The following is a 19,202-nucleotide window of genomic DNA, read 5'->3' as shown; positions in this document are numbered from 1 at the left end:
GGAGAGCCAAACGCTTAACCCCCGACCGTCCGACCTCTCTCGTGATGACAGACGCCGACGCAGAGGCCGTTATCGTCGATGCCGTACGGACGCCGCAGGGACGCAAGGACGGCGGACTCGCCGAGACCTACCCCGAGGACCTCGTCGTGACCGTCCTCGAGGCGCTGGTCGAACGCACGGGGGTCCCCGCCGAGGAGTGGGACGACTTCCGACTCGGCTGTGCCAACCAGGAGAACGAACAGGGGCGGAACCTGGCGCGCCAGTCGCTGCTCGCCGGCGGCTTCCCGGAAACCGTGCCGGGAGCGACGACCACTCGACTCTGTGGCTCCTCGCTGACGACGCTCGTCGACGCCGTCCGGGCCGTCGAAACCGGTGACGGCGACGTCTACCCCGTCGCTGGCGTCGAACACATGAGCCGGATCCCGTTCTCGAGCTGGCTCCACCCCGGCATCGAGGAGCGCTACGATGCCGACGACCTCCCGATGGGCGCGACCGCCGAACGCGTCGCGAGGCGGTACGACATTTCGCGGGCGGACCAGGACGCGTTCGCGCTTCGGTCCCACGAACGCGCGCTCGAGGCGTGGGACGAGGGTCGGTTCGACGACGAGGTCGTCCCGGTCGATACGCCCGAGGGAATCGTGGAGACAGACGAGGGCCCCCGTCCCGACACCGATCTCGAGACCCTCGCCGGCCTGCCCACCGTGTTCGCGGACGACGACGCGGCCACCGTGACGCCCGGCAACGCCTCGCCGCTGACCGACGGCGCCGCAGGGCTGCTCGTCACGAGTCGCGAGTACGCCGAGGAACACGGTCTCGAGGTCCTGGCCAGCGTCGGCGCCCGCGGCGTCGCCGGCGTCGACCCGACCGTGATGGGAACGGGGCCGATTCCCGCCACCAGGCAGGCGCTCGAGGCAGCCGACCTCTCGGTTTCGGACCTGGACCTCGTGGAACTCAACGAGGCGTTCGCCTCCCAGAGTCTCTACTGCGCCGACGAACTCGGGTTCGACGAGGACAAACTGAACGTCAACGGCGGCGCCATCGCACTCGGCCACCCGCTCGGCTGCTCCGGCGCCCGCATTACGACGACCCTGCTCCACGAACTGGCTCGCCGCGACGGCCGCTACGGCCTCGCGACGATGTGCGTCGGGTTCGGCCAGGGGGTCGCCGTCGTCTTCGAGCGGGAGTGAATCAGCTCGAGCGTGCTCTTTTGTCGAGACGAAAATCCAGTTCGAGCGATCAGGACGAGAGTGCTCAGAACGCAGGCGCTCAGGACTCGAACAGTTGCATCTTGAATCCGTACCGGGTCACGCCCTCCTGGGTGTAGATCCGCCGGATCGTCGCGTCGACGCGGTCGCCGACCGACACGGACGCCGTGTCGGGCGTCAGCACCTGCGTGGGGGTCGAGACGGGCTCGTCGTCGGGTTCGGGTCCCTCGAGGGCCACGACGGCGCTGACGAACGCGCCCTCGCGGGCCTGCTGCTCGACGAACTCCGGCGGGGCACCACCCTGGCCGATCACGGTCGCGGCTTCGACGGTTCCCGTCCCCGGGAGTTCGACGTCGTCGTACTCGTCGAGCGTTCCGCACTCTCGACACGCGCCGGAAGGCGGGAACGCGAGCCGTCCGCACTCCCGGCACCGACCCGCGAGGAGGCGGTGGCGCTGGGCCATCGTCCGTTTCCAGCTGGGGACGCTGACGTAGGCGCCGCCACCGTCGGGTTCGCCGGGCGTCACGTCGCCGCGAATGCGGAGGTACTCGCCGTAGGAGAGGGTTTGGTTGCCCTCGAGTGTGGTTTCGACGGGGACGCTATCGCTCGAACTCGAGTCGCCGCCCGCGTCGCTCTCGTCCCTCCCGTCCGCATCGCCTCCGCCCACCTCGAGGCGCATTGCGATCGCCCCGCCGCCCGATCCGTACGCGACGAGAGCGAGCGAGCGGTGGCCGGCCTCGAGCGCCTTCGCGAGCCCGAGGAGAGTGCTCCCGGCACCCGTGTCGCCGAGATCGTGGACGGTCGTCCCCGCCTGGATCCGGTCTGTGTCGACGTCCAGCGCGCTTGCGGCGCGATAGGGCAGTTTGCCGTTCGGTGACTGGAGGCAGACGGCGTCGACGTCCTCGAGCGAGGACTCGAGCCCCTTGACGGCCGACGCGACGGCGTCGGTGTAGGCGTCCCGGTCGTACTGCGTGATGCCCAGACCGGTCGTTTCCGTCGACCCCGCTTCCCGGAATCGAGTGCCTGTGACGGCGTCGACGTACTCTCCGGCGTCCGTGACTCTCCCAGAACCGTCGGGCGTCAGGACGAGCGCGGCGGCGCCCGCCCCGCCCGCGTGCTCGTGTTCGTCCGAGGGGGCACCGCGAGGCGCGTCACTGGCGACGACGAGGACGGCGTCGTCGGTCGTGGTCTCGAGGCCCGTCCGGAGCGCGTCGGCTCCGACGCGGGTGCTCCCGGTGAACTGGCGGCTCTCGAGCGACGACTCGAGTCCGAGGAAGCTGGCCAGGCGCGGCCCCAGCGCCTCCTCCTCGTAGGGTGGCGTGGTCGTTCCGAGGAAGAGATGGGTGACGGTCTCGGGATCGACCGCGGCGGCCTCGAGCGCCCGTTGGGCGGCCTCGTACGCCATCGTCAACGTATCTTCGTCGCCAGCGGGCACAGCCGTCTCGGAGATGCCGGCGCCCTGGAACTGCCCCCAGGCTTCGGTGACGGCCTCCGCCGTGAGCCGGTAGTCAGGGGCGTACGCGCCGATACCCGCGATGCCGAGGTCCATGTCAGTCATCGCGCCACCTCCTGCTCGAAGACGTGGACCGCCGTCGCGCCGCCGCTCCCGCCCACGTTGTGGGTGAGGCCGTAGCGCGGGTCCTCGAGTTGGCGGTCACCCGCGTTCCCCGTGAGCTGGTCGAAGACCTCGACGACCTGCCCGGTGCCGGTCGCACCGATGGGGTGGCCCTTCGACTTGAGGCCGCCGGAGGTGTTCACTGGGAGGTCGCCCTCCGGGTCGGTGACGCCCTCGCGGAGGAGTTTCGGGGCCTCGCCGGGTTCGCAAAAGCCCAGGTCCTCGTAGGCGATGAGTTCCGCGATGGCGAAGCAGTCGTGGACCTCGGCGAAGTCGAGGTCGTCGGGACCGATTCCCGCGCGCTCGTAGGCTCGTCTGCCGGCCTCCTGGGAGGCCGAGATGCTCGTGTAGCTGTCGCGTTCGGCGAGGCCGACCCGCTCGCTGGCCGCGCCGACGCCCGCGACGCGAACGCGCTCGTCGGTGTACTCGGCCACGACATCCTCGCTGGCGAGGAGGACCGCAGCGGCGCCGTCGGAGGTCGGACAGCAGTGGTAGAGGTTGAGGGGGTCGGCGACGGCCGGCGCCGCGACGGCGTCCTCGAGCGAACACTCGAAGCCGAGGTGGGCCTTGGGGTTCTTCGCGCCGTTGGCGTGGTTCTTGACGGCGACTCGCGAGAGGTCCTCGGGGGTCGCGTCGTAGGCGTCCAGGTAGGCGCTGGCCATCTGGGCGTACACACCGGAGAAGGTGGTGCCGGTGAGGCGTTCCCACTCGGTCTCCCCGGAGACACCGAGCCAGTACTTCGTGGTGTCGCCGGACATGTCAGTCATGACCTCGAAGCCGCCCGCGAGGACGACGTCGGCCATGCCACTCTTGATCGCCTGGACGCCCTGGCGGACGGCGAAGCCGCCGGCGCCGCAGGCGTTTTCGATCCGCGAACAGGGCACGTTGTGGAGGCCGACGTGTTCCGTGACGGCCGGGCCCGAGAGGCCAATCTGGCGACCACCGACGCCGAGGGTGGCGACGACCGCCTCGTCGATGTCCTCGGTCTCGAGGCCGTTGTCCACGCGATCCCTGGCGGCCGCGTACGCCTCCGCGAACAGTTCCCGGTATCCTCGCTCCGGGAACGAACCGAAGGCGGTCTGTCCAGCACCGATGACGTAGACGTCCCGCATACTCGACCCTTGTCAGGTGGCGGATTTATAGCTTCGGACCCTGGCAGGCCTGGCTCGAGTGGAGCCGGCAACCGTAGTCGTCCGCTCTCGTCCCCGTAAATGCCGTCCACTGCCCCATCAGCCCGGGCGTTTGTGCCTACCACATAATTTTTGGTGCCCCACTCCAGAGAGGGAGATGAGATGGCCTACCAGGCAATAGAGACCGCTCCACGGAACGAACTCCGGGAGTGCCAGAACGAACGTTTACAGGAAACGGTGCGAAACGCCTACGAGAACGTCGACTTCTACCGGAACGCGCTCGAGGACGCCGGACTCACCCCAGACGATATCGAGACGGTCGACGACATCACGAAGCTCCCGTTCACGACGAAGGAGGACTTCCGCGACGAGTACCCCGACGGCCTGTTCGCCGTCGACGACGAGGACATCGTCCGGATCCACGCCTCCTCGGGAACCACGGGGAAGCCGAAGATCGTCTCTTACACGCAAAACGACGTAGACGTCTGGAGCGACGCCGTCGCCCGGTGTCTCGAGGCTGCCGGCCTCGGCGCGGGCGACACGGTCCAGAACGCCTACGGCTACGGGCTCTTCACCGGGGGCCTCGGGCTCCACTACGGCGTCGAGGAACTGGGCGCGACCGTAATCCCGATCGGCGGCGGCAACACCCAGCGCCAGGTCGAGATGCTCGAGGACCTCGAGAGCGACGCCATCGCCTGCACGCCGTCGTACGCGCTGTATCTCGCCGAGACCGCGGCGGACATGGGCGTCGACATCGAGGACCTCCCGCTGCGGGTGGTCATCTTCGGTGCCGAACCCTGCACGGACCCGATGCGCGAGGCCATCGAGGAACGCCTCGGCGTAAAGGGAATCGACATTTACGGCCTCTCCGAGATCGTCGGCCCCGGCGTCTCCATCGAGTGCGTGGAAGCCCAGGAGGGACTGCACATCCACGAGGACCGGTTCTACCCGGAGATCGTCGATCCCGACACCGGCGAGCCCCTGCCGGAGGGCGAGGAGGGCGAACTCGTCCTCACGACGCTCTCGAAGGAGGCTCTGCCCGTCCTCCGGTACCGGACCGGCGACCTGACGACGCTTTCCAGTGGAGAGTGTGAGTGCGGTCGCACCACGGTCCGCATGGACAACGTCACCGGCCGCGCCGACGACCTCGTGATCGTCCGCGGGGTCAACTTCTACCCGAGCGAGGTCGAGGACGTCGTCCTCGAATTCGACGAGGTCGCCCCGCACTACCGGATCGACCTGAATAGAGAGAACAACCTGGACACCCTCGAGATCACCATCGAGTGCGAGCACGACTTCGACGGCGACCGCGAGGAACTGCGCGACCGGGTGCTCACCCGACTCCAGAACGTGCTCTCGTTCACCCCCGATACCCTCACGATCGAGGAGCCTGGTGGCATCGAGCGAACCGAGGTTGGGAAGGTCAAGCGCGTCTACGACCACCGCTGAGCGTACGCGTATCGAGTCGCGATCGTACACTCGAGGTGCGATTCTCGAGGGTCGTCCGACCGTCAATCCGACAGTACTACCGTTTCTGTACGTTATAGCTCTACTTTCGATACCGAAGGTTCGTTTGCGGCGGAGCCAATCGTGAAATCGAACTATGGCCGGGAGCGCGTGCCCGCGACGGCGGGCCGCGCGACCCGGGGGAGGGCAGGCGGTACCCCTGGCGGACCGAAAGGGCGAACGGCGCTCGCGCCGACGGGGAGTCGCAGTGACGGCCCTATCCGAGCATAGCGAGGATATCCGTCACTGCGGTTGCGAGCGGCGTGAGGGGTTTCGTCGTGTTCGTGCAACTCGATCCGTCGTAATCGTTGTCAGAGCCGTGTTCGTCCATCTCGAGTCTCACGTTGAGTCACACTTCGACGAAGGCCGGCTCGAGGTCGACGCAACTGATCGACCGAGAACCAACCGATCGACCGAGAACCAACCGATCGACCGAGAACCAACCGATCAACCGAGAACCAACCGATCAACCGAGAACCAACCGATCAACCGAGAACCAACCGATCAACCGAGAACCAACCGATCAACCGAGAATGTACACGCGACCGCGGAACGTGGCGATTCGATCGTCGGCCTCGTCGGTGACGATCACCTCGTACTCCGCGGTGCGACCCGCGACGTGGGTCTCCTCCGCCGTCGCCGTCAGGACATCGCCCACGTCTACCGCCTCGAGGTAGGAGATGTTCGTCTCGAGGGCCACCGCCGTCTCGCCGTGGGAATTGGAGGCGGCCGCGAACGCCGCATCGGCCAGCGAGTAGACCGCCCCGCCGTGGGGCGTCCCGTGGAAGTTCGTCAGGTCCTCGGTGACCTCGAGTTCGGTCCGGGCGAGGCCGGGTTCGAAGTCGACGAGGTCGATGCCGAGGGTCGCACAGTAGGGATCGCTCTCGATGTGCTCGCGCAGCGCGTCGGTGTCTGCCATACCCACAGCCAGTGTGGCCGGGTGGCAAGAAACTACTGGTGGGGGCAACCGGTCGTCGAGAGCGACGTCGGCTCGAGTGACGTCGAAGGCGAGAGTGGCGCAACTCGAGTACCGTAAATGGCGAGTCACCTCACGCGAAAATCTGTCGAAACAGCGACTCTTCCGCCCGCCGAACCCGCTCGAGAAACGCCGACTTGCTGATCCCCAGTTCCGTCGCCACCGCCTCCGAACTCGTCCCCCGCGGGATTTCGAAGTAACCCATCTCCACGGCGACCCGGATACACTCCTCCTGGGCGGGCGTCAGATCCCACTGCTGGCTCGGGGCTTCCTGGGCCTCCGACTCCATCGGGTAGACGCGCTCGAGGCGCACGCCGACGGTGTCGCCCGCAGTCTCCATCACGTTCTTGAGCACGTCCCGGCCGACGACGGCTCCGAAGACCGTGGCGGCGCCGTTTCGATACCGGAGCGTCTCGACGATCAGGCCGCCGTTGATCAGGTCGTGGACCACGCAGGGTTGCTTCGAGAGACACCGGAATCGGTACCGTCCGTCGACCTCCGTGACGTGGAGGTAGCGGATGCGGTCGTCGGCGTCGAGCGTCTCGACGAAGTGGTCGTTTCGCGGCGAGCTAAACTGCAGCAGGTCGTAGCCGTCGGCCCGCAGCTGTGGCGCCTGGGCGTGGACCTCGAGGTCGACTGACTTTGTCGCCTCGGCGAGCGGGCAATCGTCGTGCTGCACCCGGAATTCGACGGCGAGACACTCCTCGATCATGGGGGAAGATACGCGCGAGAGTATTTAAAACCCCGTCATGTGGCGGTCAACTGCTAAGGGTCGAAACGACGTGTAGTATAGTGAACGATGGACATCGACACCGTCAAAGAACGGGCCGGGCCGCGGGAGTTCAGCCCCGCGGACGACATGCCCCTCGAGTACCGGGAGGCCGCCACCCGGATGATCGAGTTCCACGCCAACAGCGAGATCATGGGGGCGTACCTCGAGCGGCCGTTCATTCGACAGGCACCGAGTATCGACCGCAAACTGGCCTTCTCGGCGAAGGTGCAGGACGAGATCGGCCACGGGCAGTTGCTCTACCGCGCGGCTGAGTCGCTGGGCGTGAAAACGCGCGAAGAGATGCTCGACGACCTGGCCAACGGGAAGGGGAAGTTCCTCAACTGCTTCCACTACCCGATGGACAGCTGGGTCGAGACGCCGATGATCGCCTTCTTCGTCGACGGCGCGGCGATGCGCCGCCAGGCGACGCTCCGCCGGACGAGCTGGGAGCCCTACGCCCACGCCATGGACAAGGTGTGCTTCGAGGAGGGGTTCCACGTCAAACACGGCGAGAGCATCCTCGCGGAGTTGATGACTGGCTCGAAGAAGGAACAGGAGATGACCCAGGAGGCCTTCGAGACCTGGTGGCCCCGGATCATCCAGTTCTTCGGGCCGACCAACGACAAGAGCACCCACCACGACTTCTCCGCCGCGGTGGGACTCAAAGCGCAGTCCAACGACGACCTGCGCTCGATGTTCCTCCGGGAGTACATCCCGAAGGCCGAGCGCTACGGCCTCGAGATCCCCGACGAGCCACGCATCCGCGAGACCGACAGCGGCTACGAGGTCGTCGAGGACGACCTTGACTGGGACGAGTTCTTCCAGATTGCGAAGAACGACTACGAACCCGGTCTCGGCCAGATCGACGGCCGCAAGCAGGCCCAGGGCGCCGTCCAGTGGGTCCGTGACAGTCTCGAGTGGGAGAACCGACCGGCCGGAAGTCCGAAACCACAGGCGGCTGACTGACCATGATCTGGGAAGTATTCCGACAGGAAGAGCAAGGTGGGTACCACACCCACTGCGGCAACGTCCACGCGCCCGACCGCGAGATGGCCAGGCAGTTCGCGGCCATCCAGCACGGCCGGCGCAAGGCGACCAACAGCCTCTGGGTCGTCCCGAAGGAAGAGGTCGCCGAAATCGACGCCGACGAGACTTCCTTCGGCGGCACGACCGACAAGAGCTACCGCTGGGGGCCGACCTACAAGTCCGACGTCGACCACGCCGCCGAGGTCATCGAATCGGACAAAGAACAGGAAGCCGCCGAACGACAGCGCTCGAAAGCGCAGGGTGACGACTGATGGCGAGTGCCGAATCCGTCACGGCCGACGACCTCTCGGCCGACGAACGAGACGCCCTCGAGGCACTATTGCTCCGGCTGGCGGACGACGAGTTCGTCCTCGCCGAGCGCTACACCGAGTGGCAGGTCCGCTCGCCCACCCTCGAGTCCGACCTCGCGCTGTCGAACAACGCCCAGGACGAACTGGGCCACGCCCGCCTCTGGTACGACGTGCTCGAGGACCTGGGCTACGAGGAACACGAACTCATCTACGAGCGCGAGGCCGACGCCTGGCGCCACAGCACCCTCGTCGAGCGGCCGTTCCCCGAGGGCGACTGGGCAGACGCCATCGTCCGCCACTACCTCTACGACGTGGCCGAGAAGCGTCGCCTCGAGGCGCTCGAGGACTCGGCGTACCCGAAACTCGCTGACCGCGTCGGCAAGATCCAGGCCGAGGAGCGCTACCACCTGGAGCACGCCCAGAACTGGATGGAACGGCTGGCTGACGACGAGGGAGACGACGGCGGCCGAGAACGCCTCCAGCAGGCCGTCGACCGGCTGTTCCCGTACGCGCTGACCCTGTTCGCCCCCGTCGACGACGAAACCGAAGCGGCGATCGAGGAGGCCGGCTTCCGCGACGCCACGCTCGAGGAGCTGGCCACCGACTGGGCGAGCGAGGTCGTGCCGTTCCTCGAGGGACTGGGACTCGACGTGCCGATCGGCGAGGACGATGTCCTCGATCTCGATCCGGACCTGGCGCGCGGGCGCGACGGCGACCACACCGACGCCTGGGCGGACCTCCGCGAGGAGTTCACTAGCACCTACCGCGAACTGGGTCGCTCGGAGGCGACGAAGATCATGGAGAAACCGGAGTAACGCCTCCAGTTACCCGTACTCCGTACCCGCTGCTACCAACCACAATGAACCGTAACACACCATCCGACGTCGACGTTGACGCCGATGCCACGCTCGAGGCCGACTCACCGACCGAGAGCGTCGACGAAACGAACGACGACAGCCTCGAGCCGGGAGCACAGTTCGACCCGGACCTGGACCCCGAGAGCGAGGCGACCCCGTGTTCGTACACCGACTACCGCTCCGGCGAGGCCGTCGAGGACCTCCCGGCGACCGGCGAGGGCGCGACGGGCGTCGAGGCCGCCGTCTGGGACGCCCTCTACGGAGTCGAAGATCCCGAGATGCCGGTCAGCATCGTCGACCTCGGCCTGATCTACGGGCTCGTAGTCGAAGACGGTCACGCGACAGTCGACATGACGCTGACGTACTCGGGCTGTCCCGCACGGGACATGCTCCAGGACGAAATCCGAGAGACTGTCGCGGACGTCGACGGCGTCGAGTCGGTCGACCTCCGGCTCGTCTGGAGCCCCGGCTGGACTATCGAGATGGTGACCGAACAGGGCCGATCCGACCTGCGAGAATTTGGGTTGAGCATCTAATATGCGCGAAACCGATCCGTCCGTGATGACGAGCGGCGAAGCGTCGGGAGCGGAGTGTCCGTACTGTGAATCGACGGACACCGTCCGCGAGCATCCGAAGGGGCCGTCGCTGTGTCGCTCGATGCACTACTGCAACGAGTGCCAGCAGCCGTTCGAGAAGTTCGAGTGAGTCGAGGACTCGAGTGCCAGCATACTAACGTACACCGGCGAGCCGGCCACGCGAAACCCGGAGCGTTCGCTGACGCACAAACCCGTCACGGGCGACGAAACCGACGCCAAGAACTATAGGCTCGCCCTTCGTCCCCTCGAGACAGCATGGTCGCATCCGACGAACGGCTCCCGAGGGAGGAACGCCGGGAACTGCAGACGAAGCGGCTCCGCGAGACCGTCGAACGCGTTCGCGAGAACGTCCCATTTTACGACGAACGGCTCACAGCGGCTGGCGTCACGGCCGACGACATCGAGACGCTCGAGGACGTCACCAAACTGCCGTTCACGACGAAAGCCGACTTTCGAGACACCTACCCCGACGGCCTGTTCGCCGTCGACGACGAAGACATCGTCCGTATCCACGCCTCCTCGGGAACCACCGGAAAGCCGAAGATCGTCGCCTACACCGTGGGCGACCTCGAGCTCTGGAACGAGGTGATGGAACGAGCGATGCGAGCCGCCGAACTCGGGCCGGACGACACGGTCCAGAACGCCTACGGCTACGGGCTCTTTACGGGTGGCCTCGGCTTTCACGCCGGAGCGGAGTCGCTCGGGGCGACGGTGATCCCGACGAGCAGCGGCAACACCCAGCGCCAGGTCGAACTCGCCGCGGATCTCGAGAGCGACGCGCTCTGTTGTACGCCCTCCTACGCGCTGTACTTCGCCGAACGGGCCGAGGAGATGGGCGTCGATCCGCGGGAACTCCCGCTGTCGATCGTCCTCTACGGCGCCGAACCCTGTACCGAGCCGATGCGGGAGGCCATCGAGGAGCGCCTCGGCGTCACGGGCATCGAGAACTACGGCCTCTCGGAACTGATCGGCCCCGGCGTCGCCGTCGAGTGCGCCCACGCCCAGGACGGCCTGCATATCCAGACCGACCACTTCTACCCCGAGGTGGTCGACCCCGACTCCGGCGAACCCTTGCCGCCCGGTGAGGAAGGCGAACTCGTGCTCACCTCGCTCACGAAGGAAGCCCTGCCCGTCCTCCGGTACCGGACCGGCGACATGACCGCCCTGATCGACGAACCCTGTGACTGCGGCCGGACGACGATCCGAATGGACGGCGTCACCGGCCGCGCCGACGACCTGCTGATCGTCCGCGGCGTCAACCTCTACCCCAGCCAGCTCGAGGCCGTGATCCTCGAGTTCGACGCCGTCGCCCCCCAGTACCGGATCGACCTCTACCGCGAGGACGCGCTCGACCGACTCGAGGTGACGGTGGAACTCGAGCGCGGGTTCGACGGGGACGAAGAAGCGCTCCGAGACCGGTTGCTCGAGGCGATCTCGAGCACGCTCTCGTTGACGCCCGACACGCTCGCCCTCGTCGAGTACGGCTCGATCGAGCGAACCGAGGTCGGGAAGGTCAAGCGAGTGTACGATCACCGCTGATTCGAGTCGCACCGAACCGACTGAATCGGCGCCGGGCGACGACCGCGTCCGTTCGCCCTGCTACTCGAAGTTGATGTTCACGTTCTTCGCCTGTGTGTACTCGCCGATAGCTTCGGCACCCTGCTCGCGGCCCTCGCCGCTCTCCTTGACGCCGCCGAACGGCGTCTGTGGGAAGGTGACTGGATACTCGTTGACGCTCACCATTCCGTACTCGAGGTCGCGGGCGAAGCGGTGGGCTCGCGAAAGGTCGTTCGTCCAGACCCCCGCGAGCAGGCCGTAGGGTGAGTCGTTGGCGACCTCGAGGGCCTCTTCCTCGTCTGCGACCTCGATGACCGAGAGCACCGGTCCGAAAATCTCCTCGCGGGCGACGGTCATGTCGTTGGTCACGTCCGTGAGCACGGTCGGCTCGAGGAAGTAGCCCTCTCGGGCAGGGATCTCGCCGCCGGTTGCGACGGTCGCTCCCTCCTCGAGGGCGGTTTCGACGTAGTCGGCGACCTCGTCCCGGTGACTCTCGCTGACGAGCGGGCCCATCCGCGCGTCGTCGTCGATACCGTTCCCCAGCGGCGTGTTCTCGGCGCCAGCGACGACGCTATCGACGACTTCGTCGTGGACGTCCTCGTGGACGACCAGCCGGGAGCCTGCCCAGCACATCTGCCCGGCGTTCATGAAGATGCCGTAGTGGACGCCCTTCGATGCAGCCTCGAGGTCCGCGTCGGGGAAGATGACGTTCGGTCCCTTCCCGCCGAGTTCGAGCGTAACGCCGGTGACACTGTCGGCGGCCTGGCCCATCACGCGCTTGCCGATCTCCGTACTGCCCGTGAAGGCCACGTGGTCGACACCCTCGTGTTCGGCCAGCGCCGCACCGGCGACGCTTCCACGGCCGGGGACGACATTGAGCACGCCATCGGGGAACCCGACTTCCTCGGCGGCCTTCGCGTAATACAGCGCGGAGAGGGGCGTCTGGCTCGAGGGCTTGACGACCGCGGTATTGCCACAGGCCAGCGCGGGCGCGAGGCTGCGCCCCGCCAGCTGGAACGGGTAGTTCCACGGGACGATGTGGCCCGTCACGCCGACGGGTTCGCGGATGGTGTAATCGAGGCGGTCACCCGGGACTGGAATCTGGTCGCCCGCGAGCTTGTCCGCCCAGCCGGCGTAGTACCGGAACGTGTCGATGACCATCCCAACCTCGAGGGTCGCCTCGAACTGCGTCTTGCCGTTGTCGTGGGATTCGACGAGCGCGATTTCGTCCTTCCAATCCTCGAGCTGGTCCGCAAACGCCTGCAGGTACGCGGCGCGCTCGGCGGGGTCGAGGGAGGCCCACTCGCTGCCGCGCTCGAGCGCGGCGTCGGCTGCCGACACGGCAGCGTCGACGTCTGCTTCACTCGCCGCCGCGACCGTCGCGTAGGTCGTCTCGTTCGCCGGATCGACCGATTCGATCCGCCCGCCGTCTTCGCCGCCGGTCCATTCGCCGTCGATGTAGAGGTCCGTTGGACCCGTGTAGCTCATGCACGAAAAACGACGGACGGAAGCGTGTTATAGGTTGGTGTAACGGCACGACTCCGGCCCCTCTCGGTTGCGGAAATCATCGCCGTCTATCGCCGTCCAGCGCCGTGCAGACGACTCCCGTGTGGCCCCCGCCTGGAAGACAATGGCTCGGCCTGGAATCCGGACTCGGCGCCACAGGGAGCGCGACGATGGCGTCCCAAACGATTATCGTCCTCGAGAGACGTTTCGACGTATGGACGGGGACGACCTGCCGCCGATGCGCGTCGATCACACCGGAATCGTCGTCGAATCCATTCCGGAGGCCGAACCGCTCCTGTTCGCCCTCGGCTGTGAGAAGATTCACGAGGAACCGAGCATGTACGGGTCGTTCACCTGGGCGACCTACGTCCTTGGCGGCGCCTCCCGACTCGAACTCATTGCCCCACAACCGGGGTCGAACTCGTTTCTGACCGACTACCTCGAGGAACACGGCCCCGGCCTCCACCACGTCACCCTCGAGGTGGCTGACCTCGAGGCCGCAGTCGAGGCGCTCGAGGCGGCGGGCGTGTCGGTCATCGACCACAACGAGTTCGAGACGTGGGGCGAGGCGTTCGTCTCCCCGGCGAATCCCACGGGCGTCCTCTTTCAGCTGATGGAGTACTACGAAGGGTACGCCGCCGAGCGGGACGCGGGCTGTCGATTGTTCGTCGACGGAACACCTCTCGAGTGAGTCGGTTCTCGCTGGCCGACGACCCGTCCGTCGGTTCGCATCTGACCGATCGAGCGTTCGCGCTAAAAGCGTGATGAATTAGTATAGATTACGAGCATAGCTATGTAATAGTGTGTCAGTTACTAACGTAATACGGCGCGTTCGGTCTGGATCGGAGATTTCTCGGAATTAAATAATAGACTATACTATGATATTTCTGTATCGAGAGCGAAATCGGCGCCTACGGCGTTTATCGAGAAGAATCCGCTCTGACGGCGTGTCCTTCCGAAAAATGCCAGCATCGGTCTTCGACGTCGGGAGTCCCGTACGGCCGGCGTACAAGGTCGACGAAGTTCGGATTCTGTCGTAATTAGCTCTATAACGACTATAGAGTCGGTCTTGGTATCGTCGAAGCGTGGTGACGATGAAATCGAGACTGGAGGTAAATGTTTATGATATGTTTGTAGAATAGTACGGAATCTTACGATACGTCGTCAATTCCTTCAAGCAGGTATCGTGCGCTCGCGAGATTCGTCGCCAAGGCGGTGTCATGGACGTCACAGATCCGCAGGAGTGCCGAGATGTCGGGCTCGTGGGGCTGGGCCGTGAGCGGATCGCGCAGAAAGACGATCCCGTCGAGAAGGTCTTGAGCAACCTCGCTCCCGATCATCAGGTCGCCGCCGAGGGGCCCCGACTCCTTCCGGTCGATCTCGAGATCGGTCGCCTCGATCAACCGTTTGCCGGTCGTGCCTGTCGCGATGAGGTCGTAGTCGGCGAGTACGTCCTCGTACTCGCGGGCGAAGGCGATGAGGTCGTCTTTCTTCTCGTCGTGGGCGATGAGCGCGAGTCGGACCATAGGCTCGGTTCGTCCTCGAGGGGCAAGATACCTCGGACGCTCGGTCTCGAGTCTACGAGCGCCAGCGACCGCCTACGAGCGCCAGTAGGCCGGGAGCAAGAGAACTAGTACGGGGATGATCTCGATGCGACCGATCCACATCATGAAGATCATGACGAAGCGGGTGAACAGCGGGAAGCCGGCGTAGTTGTCGAACGGGCCGGCCAGGCCGAACGCGGGGCCGATGTTGAGGAAGATGGAGGCGGCCGCGCCGAGAGCCTCGAATTCCGAGACGGTGATCCCATCGCGCGCCGCGTCGACGACGATGAAGATGGTCAACAGGAAGAAGATAAGAATCGCGAGCATCACGTAGGCGAAGATGTCGTTGATCGTGTCCTCGTCGACGACGGTATCGCCGAGTCGGACGGGCCTGACCGCTCGCGGGTGGACGGAGAGAAAGAGGTTGCGAGCCAGTCCCTTCAGGATCACCAGCCAGCGCAGGGACTTGATCGAGCAGGTCGTACTGCCGGCCATGCCGCCGACGAACATCCCCAGAAAGAGGATGTGCTTCGCGCCGGGGTTCCAGAGGTCGAAGTTCGTCGACGCGTATCCCGTCGTCGTCACCATCGAGACGACGTTGAACAGGCCGTGTCTGAGCGTCGCCTCGTAGCCCACGGTGTCGCCGGCGAGGCCGATGAGTACCGAGACGATCGCTCCGAAGACGGCGATGACGCCGATGTAGAAGCGAAACTCCTCGGACTCGAGCGGCCGTGCGTACGATCCGCGGGCGACCGCGTAGAGCAACACGAAGTTCGTCGCGCCGACGATCATGATCGGGATCATCGTCCACTGGACGAGCGGCGTGAACGCCCCGATGCTGTCGGGTTCGGGCGAGAAGCCGGCCGTCGAGACGCTCGTCAGTGCGTGGGAAATCGCGTTGAAGAGGTCCATCTCCGGGGCCAGTCCGAGAAGGTGAAACGCGTAGAAGATCGCCGCCGCCGCAACCGTAAGCCCGACGTAGAGCCCCCAGATGAGCCGTGCCGTGCTCTCGATCTCGGGGGTGAGCTTCGTGACCGTCTGGGTCTGGGTCTCGGTCTCCATCAGCTGCGCACCCCCGACCATCAGGTTCGAGAGCAGGCCGATGGCGACGATCAGGATTCCCAGCCCGCCGAGCCACTGGAGGATCTGTCGCCAGAGCAGGATCGATCGCGGCTGATTCGTGAAGTCCCAGCCGCTCATCACCGTTGCGCCCGTTGTGGTCAGGCCACTCATGCTCTCGAACATCGCGTTGACCGGTCCCTCGAGTCGGCCAGAAAAGGCAGAGGCGGGGTCGGCACCCAGTCCCAGCAGGAAGAACGGGATCGCACCGATCAGCGCGACCCCGAACCACGTCAACGCGACCATCAGGAACGCCTCGCGCTGACCGAGGTCGCGCTCGTCGGTCAGGCGCTCGAGCAGCGTGCCGATGGCGACGGTGCAGGCGATGGCGACGACGAACGGAATCGTCTCGTCGCCGTCGAGGGCCGCGAGCGCGAGCGGCGCGGCTAGCGGGACGGCGAGCCAGAAGAGAACGGTTCCCGTCACGCTACAGCTCGAGCGCCAGTCGACTCGGATCCTCATCGAACGACTCGACCTGTGTCAGCGACGGTGATAACGATACTGGGTTTGGTCGTCCAGTTCGGGGTGTGATTCAGGGACTCGAACACGGTGTCGAGGGTACGGCGTCGAGGGGAAAGTGTCGCGAAACGGCGTTCACTCGAGTGCCGCGAGAAAGTCGTCCAGGAGTGCAGAGCGTTCGTCCCTCCGGGTCTCCCCATCGGGTGGTAAACCTCGAGTGAGGCTCGAGCGGATCGTCGACGGTCAGGTGCCGGATTCCATTTTTGGCTCGCCTTCTTCCGTTTCCGTGGACGCTTCGACTCCTGGACGGCCGAAGAGCCGTTCCCGGAGCGACCGCTTGGCCGGACGTTCGGCGAGCAGAACCGAACAGTCGACCTCGTCGACGACGTCGAACACGAGCGAACCGCCGACGAGGCGGGAGAGCAGCCCCTTCCTGGTTGCGCCGAGGACCACCATCGTGTGATCGTTCGCGGCGCGCTCGATGGCTCCCTCGACGTTGCCGTCTGTTTCTACGAGGAGGGTCGCGTTGCCGAGCCCGTGATCGTCGGCCCAGGTGCCGAGGAACGCCGTTCCTTTCGCCCGGTCGGTATCCTCGTCGACGACGTGCAAGATCGACACGTCGGCGCCGTGGACGTCCCGAAGCGCCTTGGCCGCCTCGGCGCTAAGGTCCGAGTCGGGACCGCCGGCCGTCGGCACGAGTACGCGCGAGGGGTCGAACCCACGGTCCTTGAACACCAGGAAGTCACATGGGAGGTTCGTCGTGAGTTCATCGAGCGCGCCACCCGTTCGCCCGCTGGTCCAGGGCCTGCTCGGACTCCATCCCATCACGACGGTGTCGGCGTTCAGTCGTTCGGCGGAGTCGACGACCTCCTCGAGCGATCGGTGGGAGACGACGGTGTGCGTTTCGATGTCGACGTCGTACTCGGCGGCAACCGCGCGGGCGTTTTCGAAGAGCTGATCCGATTCGTCGTCGATTCGTTCGATCTGATCGGCGACGTAATCGAGTGAGGTCTGGTCGGGAACCTGCACGACGTGGACAGCGTGAACGACGCCGCCCTTTTGGTTGGCCATCGTACAGCCGAGGGCGACCAGTTCGTCCTCGGTCCGGGGGTTCGAGACGGGGACCATCACGTTATAGGGGGCGGTCGCGTCGGGCGAGGCAGCCTCGGCAGCCGAAACCGCGATGTCGGGCATCTCCTCGGACCGGTCGCGGACGTACTCCCCGAGGACGCCCTGGATCGGCGTGCGATAGCGTGCGTAGAGAACGTACCAGAGGACGGCCCCGACGATGAACACCACCGCCAGGATCTGGGAGGTGGTGTCCATGAAGTAGATGAGTCCCAGCGACAGGACGAACCCGAGAATCGGTACGATCGGGTACAGCGGAACCGTGAAGTCGGGATCGTAGTCGGGATGCTCGGTCTCGCGGAAGACGATTAGCGCGGCGTTCATCAGGGCGTAGACGATCAGGTGGAGGACGCTCGCCGCTTCCGCGAGCACCTTGACGTCACCGCCCATGAGGATGACGAAGACGAGGATCAGCCCGCCGGTAACGATAATTGATCGGTAGGGTGTCGCGAATCGCGGATGGATTTCGTTGAGCCAGTCGTTGACGATCTTGTCCCGTCCCATCGCGAAGTTGATCCGGGCCGACGCCAGGATCGAGGCGTTCGCCGAGGAGGCTGTCGCCAGCAGCGCACCGAGGGCCATGATCACCGCGGCCGCACCCGCGTAGTTTCCGGGGAACGCCACTTCGGTCGCCTGGGCGACCGGCGCCTCGAGGTCGAGGTCCGGCCACGGGACGACGCCGAGCATGATCGTCACGAGAATGCCGTAGAGCACCGTGACGATGGCGACGCTCCCGACGATGGCGATTGGGAGATTCCGTCCCGGGTTCTTCATCTCCTCGCCGACAGTGGCGATCTTGGCGTACCCCAGGAACGAGACGAAGACGAGGCCGGTCGCCGGCAAGAGTTCGGCGGTGCCGAACGGCGTGTAGCCGCCGCTTCCCGACACCGTTCCCCAGTCGAAGGCGAACCAGCCCGCGATTGTGAAGATCCCCAGGATCGCGAGCAAAATGGAGACGATGATCGTCTGTACGCCGCCTGTCTCCTTCGCGCCGATGTAGTTGACGCCGACGAAGACCGCGCCGGCAACGATCGCCCCGACCTGAACGTTACTGAGAAACAGGATCGAGGGTAACTCGACGAGTTCACCCAGGTAACGGCCGAACCCTATGGTGTAGAAGGCCGAGGCGAAGGCGAGGCCGAGCCAGTCGCCCAGTCCAGATATCGAACCGAACAGCGGGCCGAGCGCGCGGTTGACGTAGTAGTAAGCGCCGCCGGCTTTCGGCATCGCCGTTCCGAGTTCGGAGACCGACAGGGCGTTGACCATGGCGATGAGCCCGCCGACGAGGAACGAGATCACGACGATCGGGCCCGTTCCCTGGGCGGCCTCACCGGGGAGGACGAAGATGCCCGCTCCGATCATCGTCCCGATGCCAATGGTCATTGCAGGAATCAGGCCGAGGTCCTTGGCGAGTTCCTCGTCACTCATCTCGGTCACCCGGCAGGATCAGGACCGGTCGATCGGTTCGGTTGATCAATTTTCGCGCGACGTCCCCCGTTAGTAGCTGTCGCCACCGACTCTCGCTGCGCGGGACGAAAACGATCGCGTCGGCGCGTTCGTCGTCGGCGACCTCGAGAATCGTCGCCGCGACGTCGATCCCGTATCCAACGGTGGGTTCGACGATGAGCGTGGATTCGTCGATGACCGCCTCGAAGATCTTGAAGAGGGTTTCGGCGAACTCCTCTCGCTGTTCGACGCCTGCAGCATCGGGAGCACCGCCAGCTTTTTCGACGACGTAGATTGGAATCAGGGTGCTGTCGTCGAACCGATCGGCGACGGCTTTACCCGTTACTCGGGCGTCCGCTTCGTTCGCAATCGGCACTAGGACACGCCGAAACGGCTCGTCGCTCATCCAAATCCACCTCTCGTCGATTCGAGAGCGTTCTTCTCGAGCA

At 65.6% G+C, this 19,202-nt stretch carries 18 protein-coding genes; 9 read left to right on the top strand and 9 right to left on the bottom strand.

The annotated features are described in order from the left end of the window. The first annotated feature begins 44 nt into the window (after positions 1-44). Positions 45-1,187 (top strand): thiolase family protein, encoded by a 1,143-nt coding sequence (locus tag J1N60_RS09680; RefSeq protein WP_312912507.1) that lies wholly within the window; start codon positions 45-47, stop codon positions 1,185-1,187. Positions 1,188-1,266: 79 nt separating this feature from the next. Here the strand turns inward: J1N60_RS09680 and J1N60_RS09675 are convergent, their stop codons facing one another. Both J1N60_RS09675 and J1N60_RS09670 read right to left on the bottom strand, forming a co-directional pair. Further along, positions 1,267-2,754 carry a zinc ribbon domain-containing protein gene (locus J1N60_RS09675; protein WP_425499349.1) on the bottom strand — a complete coding sequence of 496 codons (1,488 nt, stop codon included), beginning with the start codon at positions 2,752-2,754 and terminating at the stop codon, positions 1,267-1,269. Between the two features lie 5 nt (positions 2,755-2,759). Next, on the bottom strand, positions 2,760-3,932 hold the full coding sequence (locus tag J1N60_RS09670; protein ID WP_312912505.1) for a thiolase domain-containing protein: 1,173 nt from the start codon (positions 3,930-3,932) through the stop codon (positions 2,760-2,762). 180 nt (positions 3,933-4,112) lie between these two features. Here J1N60_RS09670 and paaK (J1N60_RS09665) point away from each other — a divergent pair, with 180 nt between their 5' ends. Then, positions 4,113-5,399 carry a phenylacetate--CoA ligase PaaK gene (paaK, locus tag J1N60_RS09665; protein WP_312912504.1) on the top strand — a complete coding sequence of 429 codons (1,287 nt, stop codon included), beginning with the start codon at positions 4,113-4,115 and terminating at the stop codon, positions 5,397-5,399. Positions 5,400-5,979: 580 nt separating this feature from the next. Here the strand turns inward: paaK (J1N60_RS09665) and paaI are convergent. Both paaI and J1N60_RS09655 read right to left on the bottom strand, forming a co-directional pair. Further along, positions 5,980-6,375 carry a hydroxyphenylacetyl-CoA thioesterase PaaI gene (gene paaI, locus J1N60_RS09660; protein ID WP_312912503.1) on the bottom strand — a complete coding sequence of 132 codons (396 nt, stop codon included), beginning with the start codon at positions 6,373-6,375 and terminating at the stop codon, positions 5,980-5,982. A 130-nt stretch (positions 6,376-6,505) separates the two neighbouring features. After that, positions 6,506-7,144 (bottom strand): helix-turn-helix domain-containing protein, encoded by a 639-nt coding sequence (locus tag J1N60_RS09655; RefSeq protein WP_312912502.1) that lies wholly within the window; start codon positions 7,142-7,144, stop codon positions 6,506-6,508. 87 nt (positions 7,145-7,231) lie between these two features. Here J1N60_RS09655 and paaA point away from each other — a divergent pair, with 87 nt between their 5' ends. The 6 genes from paaA (at position 7,232) to paaK (J1N60_RS09625) (ending at position 11,533) form a co-directional block, all read left to right on the top strand. Next, positions 7,232-8,170: a 1,2-phenylacetyl-CoA epoxidase subunit PaaA gene (gene paaA, locus J1N60_RS09650; protein WP_312912501.1), complete on the top strand. Its 939-nt coding sequence runs from the start codon at positions 7,232-7,234 to the stop codon at positions 8,168-8,170. 2 nt (positions 8,171-8,172) lie between these two features. Further along, on the top strand, positions 8,173-8,502 hold the full coding sequence (paaB, locus tag J1N60_RS09645; RefSeq protein WP_253434174.1) for a 1,2-phenylacetyl-CoA epoxidase subunit PaaB: 330 nt from the start codon (positions 8,173-8,175) through the stop codon (positions 8,500-8,502). Beyond that, a complete protein-coding gene (gene paaC / locus J1N60_RS09640; RefSeq protein WP_312912500.1) occupies positions 8,502-9,356 on the top strand; it encodes a 1,2-phenylacetyl-CoA epoxidase subunit PaaC in 855 nt (284 codons plus the stop codon). Before paaB ends, paaC begins: the two co-directional genes overlap by 1 nt. Positions 9,357-9,529: 173 nt before the next feature. Further along, positions 9,530-9,934: a 1,2-phenylacetyl-CoA epoxidase subunit PaaD gene (paaD, locus tag J1N60_RS09635; RefSeq protein WP_312912572.1), complete on the top strand. Its 405-nt coding sequence runs from the start codon at positions 9,530-9,532 to the stop codon at positions 9,932-9,934. A gap of 1 nt (position 9,935) precedes the next feature. Further along, positions 9,936-10,103, top strand: a complete 168-nt coding sequence (paaE, locus tag J1N60_RS09630) for a 1,2-phenylacetyl-CoA epoxidase subunit PaaE (RefSeq protein ID WP_305882370.1) — start codon at positions 9,936-9,938, stop codon at positions 10,101-10,103. A 146-nt stretch (positions 10,104-10,249) separates the two neighbouring features. Next, positions 10,250-11,533 carry a phenylacetate--CoA ligase PaaK gene (paaK, locus tag J1N60_RS09625; protein ID WP_312912499.1) on the top strand — a complete coding sequence of 428 codons (1,284 nt, stop codon included), beginning with the start codon at positions 10,250-10,252 and terminating at the stop codon, positions 11,531-11,533. A gap of 60 nt (positions 11,534-11,593) precedes the next feature. On the opposite strand, the gene J1N60_RS09620 is transcribed toward paaK (J1N60_RS09625), so the two are convergent. Continuing rightward, positions 11,594-13,039, bottom strand: a complete 1,446-nt coding sequence (locus J1N60_RS09620) for an aldehyde dehydrogenase family protein (protein ID WP_312912498.1) — start codon at positions 13,037-13,039, stop codon at positions 11,594-11,596. 232 nt (positions 13,040-13,271) lie between these two features. On the opposite strand from J1N60_RS09620, the gene J1N60_RS09615 reads away from it, so the two are divergent. Beyond that, complete coding sequence (locus tag J1N60_RS09615) at positions 13,272-13,748, top strand: VOC family protein (protein WP_312912497.1); 477 nt, start codon at positions 13,272-13,274, stop codon at positions 13,746-13,748. 460 nt (positions 13,749-14,208) lie between these two features. Here J1N60_RS09615 and J1N60_RS09610 read toward each other — a convergent pair whose 3' ends face one another. The 4 genes from J1N60_RS09610 to J1N60_RS09595 all read right to left on the bottom strand — a co-directional run bounded on the left by J1N60_RS09610 (position 14,209) and on the right by J1N60_RS09595 (position 19,159). Continuing rightward, entirely contained in the window at positions 14,209-14,583 is a 375-nt protein-coding gene (locus tag J1N60_RS09610) for a methylglyoxal synthase (protein ID WP_312912496.1), read from the bottom strand. Between the two features lie 72 nt (positions 14,584-14,655). Then, entirely contained in the window at positions 14,656-16,182 is a 1,527-nt protein-coding gene (locus J1N60_RS09605) for a TrkH family potassium uptake protein (RefSeq protein ID WP_312912495.1), read from the bottom strand. Between the two features lie 240 nt (positions 16,183-16,422). After that, positions 16,423-18,735, bottom strand: a complete 2,313-nt coding sequence (locus J1N60_RS09600) for an amino acid permease (protein WP_312912494.1) — start codon at positions 18,733-18,735, stop codon at positions 16,423-16,425. Beyond that, complete coding sequence (locus J1N60_RS09595) at positions 18,728-19,159, bottom strand: universal stress protein (protein ID WP_312912493.1); 432 nt, start codon at positions 19,157-19,159, stop codon at positions 18,728-18,730. Before J1N60_RS09595 ends, J1N60_RS09600 begins: the two co-directional genes overlap by 8 nt. Positions 19,160-19,202 lie beyond the last annotated feature (43 nt).

The sequence above is a fragment of the Natronosalvus caseinilyticus genome, from assembly GCF_017357105.1.
GTDB classification, from domain to species: Archaea; Halobacteriota; Halobacteria; order Halobacteriales; family Natrialbaceae; genus Natronosalvus; species Natronosalvus caseinilyticus.
The sequence above is the reverse complement of the archived record's forward strand: the minus strand, read 5'-3'. Positions and strand labels throughout refer to the sequence as shown.

Coding starts and splice junctions, on each gene's coding strand:
- J1N60_RS09595 (WP_312912493.1), bottom strand. CDS start 19,159: ATGAGCGACGAGCCGTTTCGGCGTGTCCTAGTGCCGATTGCGAACGAA.
- paaC (WP_312912500.1), top strand. CDS start 8,502: ATGGCGAGTGCCGAATCCGTCACGGCCGACGACCTCTCGGCCGACGAA.
- J1N60_RS09670 (WP_312912505.1), bottom strand. CDS start 3,932: ATGCGGGACGTCTACGTCATCGGTGCTGGACAGACCGCCTTCGGTTCG.
- J1N60_RS09655 (WP_312912502.1), bottom strand. CDS start 7,144: ATGATCGAGGAGTGTCTCGCCGTCGAATTCCGGGTGCAGCACGACGAT.
- J1N60_RS09615 (WP_312912497.1), top strand. CDS start 13,272: ATGGACGGGGACGACCTGCCGCCGATGCGCGTCGATCACACCGGAATC.
- J1N60_RS09605 (WP_312912495.1), bottom strand. CDS start 16,182: ATGAGGATCCGAGTCGACTGGCGCTCGAGCTGTAGCGTGACGGGAACC.
- paaI (WP_312912503.1), bottom strand. CDS start 6,375: ATGGCAGACACCGACGCGCTGCGCGAGCACATCGAGAGCGATCCCTAC.
- J1N60_RS09675 (WP_425499349.1), bottom strand. CDS start 2,754: ATGGACCTCGGCATCGCGGGTATCGGCGCGTACGCCCCTGACTACCGG.
- paaE (WP_305882370.1), top strand. CDS start 9,936: ATGCGCGAAACCGATCCGTCCGTGATGACGAGCGGCGAAGCGTCGGGA.
- J1N60_RS09620 (WP_312912498.1), bottom strand. CDS start 13,039: ATGAGCTACACGGGTCCAACGGACCTCTACATCGACGGCGAATGGACC.
- J1N60_RS09610 (WP_312912496.1), bottom strand. CDS start 14,583: ATGGTCCGACTCGCGCTCATCGCCCACGACGAGAAGAAAGACGACCTC.
- J1N60_RS09680 (WP_312912507.1), top strand. CDS start 45: ATGACAGACGCCGACGCAGAGGCCGTTATCGTCGATGCCGTACGGACG.
- paaB (WP_253434174.1), top strand. CDS start 8,173: ATGATCTGGGAAGTATTCCGACAGGAAGAGCAAGGTGGGTACCACACC.
- paaK (WP_312912504.1), top strand. CDS start 4,113: ATGGCCTACCAGGCAATAGAGACCGCTCCACGGAACGAACTCCGGGAG.
- J1N60_RS09600 (WP_312912494.1), bottom strand. CDS start 18,735: ATGAGTGACGAGGAACTCGCCAAGGACCTCGGCCTGATTCCTGCAATG.
- paaA (WP_312912501.1), top strand. CDS start 7,232: ATGGACATCGACACCGTCAAAGAACGGGCCGGGCCGCGGGAGTTCAGC.
- paaK (WP_312912499.1), top strand. CDS start 10,250: ATGGTCGCATCCGACGAACGGCTCCCGAGGGAGGAACGCCGGGAACTG.